The organism is Winogradskyella damuponensis (assembly GCF_039538385.1).
GTDB lineage: Bacteria > Bacteroidota > Bacteroidia > Flavobacteriales > Flavobacteriaceae > Winogradskyella > Winogradskyella damuponensis.
In genome coordinates this window covers 519,107-531,629 of record NZ_BAABCB010000018.1, presented here as the reverse complement: position 1 = coordinate 531,629, position 12,523 = coordinate 519,107, and the positions used below count along the sequence as shown (strand labels likewise).

8 protein-coding genes are annotated in these 12,523 nt (G+C 32.3%); 7 read left to right on the top strand and 1 reads right to left on the bottom strand.

Annotated elements, in window-relative coordinates; genetic code table 11:
• The coding region (locus ABD730_RS10970) for a beta strand repeat-containing protein (RefSeq protein ID WP_425583538.1) at positions 1 to 1,933 on the bottom strand (1,933 nt) is incomplete at its 3' end.
• A 589-nt stretch (positions 1,934 to 2,522) separates the two neighbouring features.
• Here ABD730_RS10970 and ABD730_RS10965 point away from each other — a divergent pair.
• The 7 genes from ABD730_RS10965 to ABD730_RS10935 all read left to right on the top strand — a co-directional run bounded on the left by ABD730_RS10965 (position 2,523) and on the right by ABD730_RS10935 (position 12,463).
• Positions 2,523 to 2,885, top strand: a complete 363-nt coding sequence (locus tag ABD730_RS10965; RefSeq protein ID WP_344714542.1) for a DUF4870 domain-containing protein — start codon at positions 2,523 to 2,525, stop codon at positions 2,883 to 2,885.
• Between the two features lie 141 nt (positions 2,886 to 3,026).
• Positions 3,027 to 5,933 carry a sensor histidine kinase gene (locus tag ABD730_RS10960; protein ID WP_425583537.1) on the top strand — a complete coding sequence of 969 codons (2,907 nt, stop codon included), beginning with the start codon at positions 3,027 to 3,029 and terminating at the stop codon, positions 5,931 to 5,933.
• 7 nt (positions 5,934 to 5,940) lie between these two features.
• On the top strand, positions 5,941 to 6,693 hold the full coding sequence (locus ABD730_RS10955; RefSeq protein WP_344714536.1) for a LytR/AlgR family response regulator transcription factor: 753 nt from the start codon (positions 5,941 to 5,943) through the stop codon (positions 6,691 to 6,693).
• 113 nt (positions 6,694 to 6,806) lie between these two features.
• The gene (locus tag ABD730_RS10950; protein ID WP_344714534.1) at positions 6,807 to 8,042 is read left to right on the top strand and encodes a hypothetical protein; all 1,236 of its coding nucleotides are present in this window, start codon (positions 6,807 to 6,809) and stop codon (positions 8,040 to 8,042) included.
• Positions 8,043 to 8,075: 33 nt separating this feature from the next.
• Positions 8,076 to 8,582 carry a hypothetical protein gene (locus ABD730_RS10945; RefSeq protein ID WP_344714532.1) on the top strand — a complete coding sequence of 169 codons (507 nt, stop codon included), beginning with the start codon at positions 8,076 to 8,078 and terminating at the stop codon, positions 8,580 to 8,582.
• A 160-nt stretch (positions 8,583 to 8,742) separates the two neighbouring features.
• Complete coding sequence (locus ABD730_RS10940; protein ID WP_344714530.1) at positions 8,743 to 11,835, top strand: T9SS type A sorting domain-containing protein; 3,093 nt, start codon at positions 8,743 to 8,745, stop codon at positions 11,833 to 11,835.
• Positions 11,836 to 11,911: 76 nt separating this feature from the next.
• Entirely contained in the window at positions 11,912 to 12,463 is a 552-nt protein-coding gene (locus tag ABD730_RS10935; RefSeq protein WP_344714528.1) for a hypothetical protein, read from the top strand.
• Positions 12,464 to 12,523 lie beyond the last annotated feature (60 nt).

Sequence of the window (12,523 nt, the reverse complement as noted above, 5' to 3'; positions counted from 1 at the left end):
TGTTGGCATCAAAGTTAATATCGTAGTTATTCTGAGTGATATTACGATTACCAGTAATTGTACCACTAGTAGAATAAATATTATCATCGCTTCCGCCACCAGCAGCTACAATCTCTGCCGCTGTACGTTTACGAATATTACCACTAGCATCTCTAGTTAAGATATTATCTGTTGCTGCACCATCATCTACAGTTCTAATTCTAGCTGTTCCATTGACATCTAATTTGGCAGTAGGGTTATTAATGCCTATACCAACTTCATTTGCACTACCATCGATTACTAAAGTATTGGCATCAAAATTGACATCGTAGTTATTCTGAGTGATATTACGATTTCCAGTAATTGTACCACTGGTAGAATAAATATTATCATCGCTTCCACCACCTGCAGCTACAATTTGAGCAGCTGTTCTACGACGAATATTACCACTAGCATCTCTGGTTAATATATTATCAGTATCTGCTCCGTTATTTACTGTTCTTATCCTAACGTCTCCGTTGACATCTAATTTAGCAGTTGGGCTGTTTATGCCTATACCAACTTCGTTAGCGCTACCGTCTATTACTAAGGTGTTTGAATCAAAATTAAGATCGTAGTTACCTTGAGATACATAGCGATTTGCCGTAATAGTACCATTAGTAGAATAAATGTTATCATCACTTCCACCTCCAGCAGCTACAATTTGAGCAGCCGTTCTACGACGAATATTACCACTAGCATCTCTGGTTAATATATTATCAGTATCTGCTCCGTTATTTACTGTTCTTATCCTAACATCTCCGTTGATATCTAATTTAGCAGTTGGGCTGTTTATGCCTATACCAACTTCGTTAGCGCTACCGTCTATTACTAAGGTATTTGAATCAAAATTAAGATCAAAATTACCTTGGTTTACAAAACGATTACTAGTAATTGTACCATTAGTAGCATAAATGTTATCGTCGTTTCCACCACCTGCAGTTACTATTTGAGCGGCTGATCTACGGCGAATATTTCCACTGGAATCTCTAGTTAATACATAATCAGTATCCGCTCCGATATTGACTAGTCTTATCCTAGCATCTCCGTTGACATCTAATTTAGCTGAAGGATTGTTTATGCCTATACCAACTTCGTTGTCGCTACCATCTATTACTAAGGTGCTTGAATCGAAATTTAAATCGAAATTACCTTGGTTTACATAACGATTACCAGTAATTGTACCATTAGTAGCATAAATGTTATCATTGTTTCCGCCACCAGCAGCTACAATTTCAGCCGCTGTTCTACGACGAATGTTTCCACTAGAATCTCTCGTTAATATATTATCAGTTGCAGCTCCATTATCTACAGTTCTAATTCTAGCTGTTCCATTAACGTCTAATTTCGCTGTAGGATTACTTACACCTATACCTACTTCATTTGCACTACCATCTATAACTAAGGTGTTTGCATCTATATTTAAATCATAGTTACCTGTTGTTAAGGTTCTATTAGCATCTAACGTTAAGTTTGTATTCGCAATATTGCTATCTGTATTTCCAATAATATCAGCTAATGGTACGGAAGCAGTATTACCATTTTCTAAAGTAATACTCAGGTTAGATCCTATAACACTAAAATTTGTAATTTTTTGATTATCTACATTAGAGCCTGCAGCTACACGAACCCATTCACTACTATCCCAATAATAGTAGCCTGGTTCAACATTATTTATGGTTTGCGTGTTATAAACTAAGAGACTTTCTACGTTACCACTTGTAATAGTGGATACGTCATTAGTACTAGTAAGTTCTACTCTAGGAATAAGTAAACCTTGAGTGCTAGATTCAATTTCTAATATTGAAGAAGGATTAGGAGTAGTGGTACCAATTCCTACTTGTGCATTTGTATATAAACAAAAACAAAAAAAGATAATTGTAATTTTAAGAACAGTGGAAAATCGAAGATTCATTTTTCTTTTTTATTTGTTAACTTGAGCTCACAAAGGAACAAAATAAAATTCGATAAAATGCTTTAATCATCGATAAAATGCAAATAAAGGCGATAAAAAGGTTATTTTACCGTTAAAATGCATATTGTTGTGTGGCTTTATTTTCACTTTATTTTGTTGATTAATAGGTTTTTAAAATCGTAAACTCTAGGTTAGTTTTCTTTTAAGTAAATCGAAAAAAAAAATATGAATTATTTGTTTTTTAAGCCCAAAATGATTGATGGTAAATGAAAAATCTTACAAAATAGACATTCATATTTATTTAAGGACTACTATAATCTTAAAAAAGTAATAGTATTTCTTAGGTTATTTTAGGAGTACTACAACTGTTGTCGAAAGATTAAGTGGTTTGGATCAATCTAACTTAAATGTATTTTAATTCTAGTTTTTGGATGGAATTAATAAGCGCTTTCTAAATGTGGCTACTTGGAAACTATATTATATATAAGGTATAAAAAAAGGGAAAGGAAATTGTACTTTTTACCAATTTGAATACTAGGCTGTAACATTTTTAATTTGTTTGCGTCCTATAGGTGTAAAATCATTAATCATGGAATCAAATTATCACACGCTTAAACGTACAGACAATCAATTATTAGTCATTACACATTTGTCACAATTACTAACTTATGTGACAGGTTTCGGTGGACTTTTAGCTCCATTAATTATTTGGGCTACACAGAAAGAACAAGTTGATGGCATGGATGCTCATGGAAAATCTATAGTGAATTTTCAGTTAAGCATGCTCATATATTCTATAATTAGTATTCCGTTAATCTTCGTTGTTGGGTTGGGAATCTTAACCTTAATATTAGTTGCCATTTTGGCATTTGTAATGCCTATAATAAATGCTATAAAAGCTAGTAATGGTGAATTACCTAGCTATCCGTTATCTCTTAATTTTATTAGTTAGTTAGATTATTTGAGATGAAGTGAAAACGCTTGCAGCAATGTAAGCGTTTTTTTGTTTTTAGAAAAAAATCACTAGGTTACAGAAGAATCGCCGTTTATTTAAATAATTAAATATTTAAGTTTGTGAATTGTACAAGATATTATGTATAATTTGAAGACCAAAATATCAATAATTACTTTACTATTTTTAGTGGTATTGAGCTATGCTCAGAATCCTGTGTTAGAAAACATGGCAGATGTTTCTTCGCTTCCCGATGTAGAGTTCTATGATGTTTTGGAAGACGATGATAACTACATTTGGTTGGCTGCAGATAAAGGCTTATTTCGTTATAATGGGAAATCGTATCAACGTTATAGCCATCCCGATCAAAAAGCAAATTCTTTATTTCAGTTAAAAGAAGATAGGGATGGAAACATATGGTGTAATAATGTTTACGGACAGTTATTTTTTGTAGAAAACAATCAATTACATTTATTTTTAGATGCAAGTCAATTGGTAAACGGACAATTAGCGGCATACGCTATTTATGAAAATAATATCCGCTTGTTTACTGTTACAGGTGTATATGATATTAATAAAACCACTAAAAAAATCACGAAGATTTTTGATGGGATATGTATTAGCAATGCCAATAGTTTGGGAAGTAATTACATCTTTATTATTAATAAAGAACAACAATTAGAGAAACATCGTGTTTATAAACTCAATGGTGCGTCTACTGTAAGAATATTAGACGTCGATAGCGTAGGTCGTATTCAGTCCCCTAGATTATATGCGTTTCAAAAAGACGTCTTCTTAACGCATAAGAGTAACAAAGGAAATATCATCTATTTGATACATAAATCTGACGACACTTCTGTTAAACTTCAAACCCCTCATCAATTAAAGAATCAGATAATTTATAACCTCTTAAATTTAGATGGAAAGTATTGGTTTTTAACGACTTCAGGTGTTTTTATTTATGAGTTTAGAAATGAAGAATTTATTTTTAAAGAACAGCTTTTTCCTGCTGAAGCGATAACGGATGTGGAAAAAGATTTTAATAACAATTATTGGTTTGCAACTTTAGATAATGGTGTATTTGTATCTCCAAACTTAAATATTAGACACGTTGCATTGGCACCAACAAAATCTAAAATTACGGCATCTTGTGCGTTAGAAAATAACCGATTTGTATTAGGTACAAATGATGGTCAATTATTGTTTTACGACCAGCTTCAGCGATTTAAAACCTTACAATTACCTGGACAAAAAATTATTGGTAATCTATTTTATGATGCTCAGAATCAGCAACTCATTGTAAGTATTAATGCCTCAGAATCTTATGTTGTAAACCTGAAAAACGATAAAATAACGGATGCTATTAATAAATTTTCTGTAGCCAAAGCTATTTCTAAACTTAATGATACTTTATTATTTTATGGTAATTATAAGGAAGGTATCGTTTATAACAACCCTTATCATTCTAAAGAGAAAAGCATCCTGCGTTCTAGTAGAGTAAAGGCTTCAGTGGTTTCGCAAAGAAAACTTTTTGTTTCTTATATCGACGGATTATTTCAATATGATTTAAATGGGTTTTCTTCAAACGAAATTCAGTTTCAGGGCCATAGTTTAATAGTAAATGCCATGAGCAATTCGAGTTCAGCAGTTTGGCTCGCAACTCAGCATAATGGCTTAATGACCTTTGAGAATCAGATTTTAAGTAAAGCTAGCATCCAATTACCAGACGATGTATTGATCAACGCCATACAATCCGATGGTGATGATTTGTGGATTTCAGCAGATTCTGGGTTATTTCGATTTAACACGGTCACTAAAACCTTACAATCTTTGAATGGCCAAGATGGACTGAACACAGCAGTTAACAATTTTCTGGTTCTCAAAGATGTTATTGTTGTCAGTTTGCCTCAAGCACTTTATTTACTGCCAAAAGATGAACGTCTATTTAAAACTTTTAATACTTCAAAAATTGAAATTGAAGCTGTGCAAATTAACGATCGCGATACCATTGTGCAATCGCAATACAATTTACCGTATTATTTAAATAAAATTGGACTTCGTTTTAATTCTAATGGTTTTCAATCCAATAAACAGGTCAACTATCACTATCGCGTACAACAATTAGATTCTAGTTGGCAGAAGGTCCCGTTAAACACCAATGCTGTTAATTTTAATAGTTTGGCTAGTGGCACCTATGAGGTGGAAATTAAAGCGCAAAACGTTAGTGCAGAAGATGCTGTTTTTGCGATGCCTTTAACGTTTGTTATTGCTAAGCCTTTTTGGGAAACCTATTGGTTTTATGCTTTAGTTCTAGTGACTGTTTTTGGATTGGTTTGGCTGTATTTTAGGTGGAGATTACAACAAAAAGAAGAACAACGCATTACTGAAATCGATAAAATTTTAATCGATAAAAAAATCACCAATTTGAGATTAGAAAATCTACGCTCTCAAATGAATCCCCATTTTATTTTTAATGCGTTAAATTCCATTCAAGATTATATTGTATCTAACGAAAAAGAGCTAGCAAGCTCATATTTAGTGAAGTTTAGTCGATTAATTAGGATGTATTTAGACTACAGTCAGCAAAACGAAATTACTTTAGAAGAAGAATTAAACGCTTTAAAATTGTATCTAGAATTAGAAAAAGTGCGTTTTGAAGACGAGTTAGAATACCATATTACTGTGGATAATCTGTTAAACACAAATCAGATAAAAGTGCCCTCATTGTTTATTCAACCTTATGTTGAAAATGCCTTAAAACATGGGTTATTACATAAGTCAGGTTATAGAAACCTTACTGTTGACGCTAAAGTTGTGCAACAAAATAAACTTCAAATAACTGTTGAAGATAACGGAATAGGCAGAGAGCAATCCGAAAAATTAAAACGTCCAAACCAGCACAAACCTTTTGCAACTAAAGCCAATGAAGAGCGTGTGCATTTGTATAAAAACAAGTTGAAACGCGATATCACTATTGCCATAGAAGATTTATACGATGAAAGTCATACTGCTTTAGGAACGAGAGTAGTTATTATAATGCCAATTTAAAAGACCAATGAAAGCGATAATTATAGACGACGAAAAACGCGCCAGACATTTACTGGCAAACTTGCTAACAGAACATTGCACTAATATTACAAGTATTAATGAAGCGCAAGATTTAGCAACAGGTGTAGATTTAATAAAAAAAACAAAACCAGACGTCGTATTTTTAGATATTGAAATGCCTAATCAATCGGGATTAGATATTTTAGAATATTTCCCAAATCAGGTAGATTTTAAACTCATTTTTGTTACTGCATATAATCAGTATGCCATTGAAGCGTTTAAATTATCTGCAGTCGATTATTTGTTAAAACCTGTAGATACTACCGAATTAAAAGATGCTGTTACCAAAGCAGAAGAGGCTATAAAAGCTAATAATCTTAATGATCAATTAAACCGGTTACGCGACTCGTTAAAGCAATTGTCTATGGATAAAATTGCTTTAGAAATTCCAAAAGGCATCATGTTTGCCTCACACAACGATATCGTTTATTTTGAAGCTGATGGTATGTACACTAACGTACAGCTTATGGATGGCAAACAAAAAACCATTTGTAAACCGTTAAAGCATTTTGTAGAACAATTAGAGCGAAATACCATGTTTTTTAAATGTCATCGTTCGTATTTAATTAACTTAAAATATGTAGACGAATTGGTGAAAGACGACGGTGATTATTTACTCATGAATAATCAAAAACGCATTCCAATTTCAAAATCTAAACGCGATCAGTTTTTAGAAGTCATCAAAGAAACATTTATGTGATTCCCTTAGAATCTTTGAATTTCTTTCAGAAAAAAAATCCTCAGTTTTAGAAAAAAAACAATTAAGAATGGCTGTTTAGGACCTTATTTTGAAGTCTATTAAACACAATTCTTATGAAAAAAATAATTTTATTATTGGTTTTAGCAATGTGCTATACTACAACACATGCACAACTGGGTAAAATGCTAAAAAGGAAAGCTAAAGCCGCAGTTGAGAAGAAGTTAACGAAAGACGAAGACACTAGCACATCATCTTCCCAAACAACAAATGCTACCGGAATGGTTGGTGATACAGCAACAGCCAATCAAAATTCATCTAAAACCGAATATACCGATGAAGAATTTATAGCAGAATTAGCAAAAAAATATCCTAACGACCAAGCGAAGCAAGATTTATACTATCAAAAATATCTGGAGAAAAAACAAAAAGAAGCTGAAGCTAACAAGCCTAAAGCAGCTTCTAGTGTAAGTGCTGAATTTTTATACATGTCGTATCCTTTTGCAATGACAAAAGGCATGAGTGCAGTTGGTGTAGATCGTGTAAAATTAAGACGCCAATTGACTGATATGGGTGATAACGTCGATTTATTACCAGCACAAGATCCAGAATATGCTTGGTTACGTTTTTTAACCACACCAGAATTAGAAGCCATGTCACCAGAAGGTTATATTGGTTATGAGTTGGTATCCGGAATGTTTACAACCAAAGTAGGTGCAGACCGATCACAAACTTTAGAGCTTGGTACTGGTATGCCAATATTAGTTAGAGGTATGCTCATTGCAGAAGATGTTTTTGTCATATATGCAGCATCGCATCAAGGGGGACACGCATTTAATGTACCATCATATATGCATCAAAAAGATATTACCATTTTAAACGTGATTGGTAAAGGCGAACAACAATTTCATGTAGACTGGCTAGAAAAAGCAAAACCAATTGTGCAAGAGTTTGAAGCAACCTTAAAAGCTAATTATGATGCCGCTGCAAAATCAACGATGGATGCTATAAAAATGCCAAAAGCAGGAGCAATGAATAGTAAAGCCTCGTTAGTAAACTTTGCTAAACAAAATGTGTCTAAAACTATTGAAAAAGATGGTGCTAAACTTTTAAAATTGAACATAGAATCTAACGACTGGAGTGTTGTAAAAAACAAATATACAGGACACATTTTGTACCGTTGGATAAAAGGAGCTTTTACAGAGAAAAATAAAAATAACGACTGCTATTTACAAGGCTTTTTAATCAAGCAATATTATGACGGTAGTGGTTATGGGAATTCCGAGTTTGGTGGAATTATACACGGACAAATGCCTTACGGACAAAAAATGAACTGTGAAAATGCCAATTAAAACGATAAAGGAATAATTAATACATGTTAAAAAATGAAAAAGCTATTTATATTTTTAACTATAATTTTTATAGGTGCAGCACAGCCTTCACATGCACAATTTTTTAAAAAATTAAAGGATAAATTAGATAAGCCTCTTATTAAACAGAAGAATAAAAAAATAAGTGAAGAAGAGCTGGAAAAAAGAAAAAATATTAAGCTGCCAGATGTTGGTGTCTTAGATAAAGATGAAGCTTTAAAAGCCATTGCAGTTAAAGGTTTAGATTCGTATTACAGTAAGCATAGTATGAGTAATACGCATCAATATATTACATCGAATACTTGGTCTACTGTAAAACATAAAGATACGGGAGTACCTTTATACCAATGGGCTGTAGGAGCAGTTGTTCAGAAAAATTCAGATGGACAATGTATGCTATATGAGTTTATTTTAAGACGAGATTATACAGGTGGAGGGCAGTATGGAGATTCCTATTTCAACGGTATAAATAGAGGCACAATTAAGGCGCCTTATGGTAATTATATTGCTTGTGTAGAATAATATCTGAAAGATATTTGCTTTCATATTTTAAAAGAGTTTACGAAATGTAGGCTCTTTTTTTATTCAGAAAAAAATAATGGAGTTTCAGAAAAATACAACTTGGTAATCTAGGGAATAGCAATTGTTTTGTATTCCATTAATTTTAATATTCAAAATAACCATGAAAAAAAAATTACTCTTATTTACAACCTGCTTATGCATGGGTATGTTTTCGGCTATGGCCCAAAACGTAAACATTCCAGACGCTAATTTTAAAAGCTATTTATTAGCAGACGCAGCCATTAACACCAATAGTGATTCTGAAATTTCTGTGGCAGAAGCACAAGCTTTTACAGGAACTATATCGGCAACAGGACTTGGAATTACAGATTTAACAGGAATTGAAGCCTTTGTAAATATTACCATATTAGAGGTGTATTCAAATAGCCTAACATCTTTAGACGTTAGTAATAACACTAATTTAACACGATTACATTGTGCAGATAACCAAATAACCCAATTAGATGTTAGTAACATTCCAACATTAAATCAAGTTCATTGCCAAAACAATCAGCTTGTAGAATTAAATTTAGCTAATGGCAACAATGCTAATTTTATATACATGAAATCTTATAATAACCCTAATCTTACTTGTATTCAAGTAGATGCTGGAACTGTACCACCGTCTAACGTAGGTTTGTATGATGTGGGTTGGACTAGAGATCTAGAAACTAGAGTCGTAGAAGATTGCAGTACAAGTATTTCTTACGTAACTATACCAGATGCTAATTTTAAGTCTTATTTAGTTGACAACAGTGCAATTAACACAGATTATGATCAAGAAATATCTGTTGCAGAAGCTCAGGCGGTTACCGGAACATTAGATGTAAGTAGTTTGGCAATTTCAGATTTAACAGGTATTGAAGCTTTTATTAATCTTACCGCATTAGATTGTAGTGATAATACAATCACCGCTTTAGATGTGTCAACTATTACAGGGCTTACCAATTTAAATTGTAAAGAAAATAATATTGGTAATTTGAACGTGCAGGGCACTTCTTTAACAACTTTAGATGCTGAAGATAACAGTTTAACGAGTTTAGATGTTTCAAATTTAGTAACCTTAACAACTTTAAATACCAGATCAAATAATATTTTAAATTTAAATCTTCAAGGTGCAACTGGTCTTGAGATTTTAAATTGTAGCGATAATAGCTTATCTACGTTAAATGTAAGTTTAAATACTAACCTTATTGATTTAAATTGTAGTGATAACAGTTTAACAAATGTAGATGTTACAAATTTAACGGCTTTAACAGATTTAAATTTTGGTGATAATTCCATCTCATCAATTATACTTATCACGAATTCAAATTTAAATACATTAATAGCAAACGATAATAATTTAGCTAGTATTGATGTTTCTAATAATACAATGTTAACTGATTTAATTGTGGCAAGTAATAGCTTAACAAGTATAGATATTACTAATAACACAATGCTTACTGCTGTAGATTTTCAAGATAATTCAATCAGTAGCCTAGATATTAGCAATAACCCTAATTTAACTAGGATTCACGCTGCTTTTAATCAATTTACAACGTTTGATATTAGTGCCTACCCTCAAATAAATCAGTTGTTGATATATGACAATCAACTTACTAGCTTAAACGTGGCTAATGGTAATAATTCTAATTTTGTATATATGAAGGTATATAATAATCCTGATTTAACATGTGTACAAATAGATTCAGGATATACACCAAACCAAGTAGGTGTGTATGATAATGGTTGGACTAAAGATGCAACCACAAACTATAGTGAAAATTGTATTCCTACAGTGTATTATGTTAATGCAAATGCCTCTGGAAATAATGACGGAAGCTCTTGGACAGATGCTTTTACTAGCATTGAAGAAGCATTAAATAATACATTATTAAATGATGAAATTTGGGTGTCTAGTGGTGTATATACTCCAGCAACAGCTGCTACAGTATTAAGATTAGATTTCGAAAACTTAAAAATATATGGTGGTTTTGATGGTACTGAGTTAACCTTAGCAGATCGTGATTTAACTAAAGTATTTACCGATAATGCTACTATTATTTCTGGAGATATTAATGGTGATGATATTGAAGGTGATTTCACAACTAATAAAACCGATAATGCCACAACATTAGTAAGTCTTGAAGATGATAATGTCATTTTTGATGGTTTTGTACTTCAGAACGCTTATACCTCTGGGTCTAGTCCAGTTATCGCAACTAATACCAATGTTACCAATTTTACTTTAAAAAATACATGGATTTCAGAAAATTACAGTGCAGGATTACTATTAGATTGGAGAAAATTTTCTGGAGACTTGGTGGTTGAGAATGTAGCAATAACCAACAATGCGACCAATAATGGTGTTGTTTTAGTAGAGCATAGTGCCTCAAATTCAGATGAGTTAACGTCTCATTGGTCAAATATTCTATTTACAGATAATACGTATAATTCAGATTTTGGTGCAATTTGGTTTAGAAGAAGTTCAGCTTCTAATGGTAACAGAAGTATAGTTCACTATTTAAATAATGCTACAATTGTAAATAACGTTAACAACTATGCTTCCGTTGAACACGTTATTAATGTAAGTGGAAGTGGATGGATTCGTCTTGAAACAAGAAATAGTATTTTTTGGCAAAATAAATATAATGTAAACCAATTCAGTACGGTAGATATTGAAAATAGTAAAACAAGTGAAGGTGATAGCCAAACCATTAATGTTTACAACGCTGTAGCGCAGGTTACATCAGCTGCAACTTCAGGTACTTATAACGCTTTAGATATTACGCAATTAGATCCATCAACGGATCATTTAAATTTAGATAGTGATTACAAACCAACGACGGCTTCAAATTATATCATAGATCAAGGAGATAATACGTATTATGACACAGCAATTTTTGCAAGTTTTGATTTATCTGGGAACGACAGATTTTTCAATAGCACTATAGATTTAGGTGCTTATGAGTATAATTCTACCTTAGGATTTGAGGATGAAAATTCTATTTCAAAATTGAAATTATACCCAAACCCTGTAAGTGACAGATTGTTTATTAGTACAAGAGCACAGATAGAACGTCTGGCTATTTTCAACATAAACGGTCAATTAGTAAAGGAAACTAATTCGGTAGTAAATGGTGTTGATGTATCGCAATTACCAAGTGGTTTATATATGGTGCAGTTACAAACAAATACCAATACTGCAACTCAAAAATTCCTTAAAAAATAAGTCCATATTTTAATATTAATATGAAATGGTCCATTGTAAAAAGTGGGCCTTTTCTAACTTTTTAAAATTCTAATATATGAAACATATAAAACGTTTTACATTCGCAATCTTAGTTATTTTAAGTGTGTCTTGTTCATCTGATGATGATAATTCAGGCTCTCAAAACGAAAACAATATTACAGTAGGGGCATCGGTTTATGAAATGAAAACAGCCATTGTAGAACCTGCTTCAATAGGTCACTATGTATATTTAAGTGTAAGCAATAAAACTGAGGCAGAAATAACAGCTGCTATTAACGGGACGACAATTAATAATGTGGATTTATTTACGGCTCGAATTAATGCGTTGGATCTTACACCTAATAGAACTTACAACTTATCAGAAATTTCAAGTTTAGAGTTTATTGTTGATGGTGATTTTATTGGTGCCGACTTTGAAAATGGAGTGAGTCAATTTTATTTAGGAGATGGAACTTCAGATTTAAGAGTCGTTGATGGTAGTATTACAGTTACAGATTACGCTGTGGAGGCTATTAGTTTATCGTTTAGCTTTACACGAGCAGATGGTAAAGACATAACAGGAAGTTTTGAAGGCGCCTTTTTATATCTGACTTCAGATGATGAATAAGTTTTTCTGAAAAAACGATAATATTAAGGTTCATCTATTAGTGATGAGCCTTTTTTTTTA

Coding starts and splice junctions, on each gene's coding strand:
- ABD730_RS10965 (WP_344714542.1), top strand. CDS start 2,523: ATGGAATCAAATTATCACACGCTTAAACGTACAGACAATCAATTATTA.
- ABD730_RS10960 (WP_425583537.1), top strand. CDS start 3,027: ATGTATAATTTGAAGACCAAAATATCAATAATTACTTTACTATTTTTA.
- ABD730_RS10955 (WP_344714536.1), top strand. CDS start 5,941: ATGAAAGCGATAATTATAGACGACGAAAAACGCGCCAGACATTTACTG.
- ABD730_RS10950 (WP_344714534.1), top strand. CDS start 6,807: ATGAAAAAAATAATTTTATTATTGGTTTTAGCAATGTGCTATACTACA.
- ABD730_RS10945 (WP_344714532.1), top strand. CDS start 8,076: ATGAAAAAGCTATTTATATTTTTAACTATAATTTTTATAGGTGCAGCA.
- ABD730_RS10940 (WP_344714530.1), top strand. CDS start 8,743: ATGAAAAAAAAATTACTCTTATTTACAACCTGCTTATGCATGGGTATG.
- ABD730_RS10935 (WP_344714528.1), top strand. CDS start 11,912: ATGAAACATATAAAACGTTTTACATTCGCAATCTTAGTTATTTTAAGT.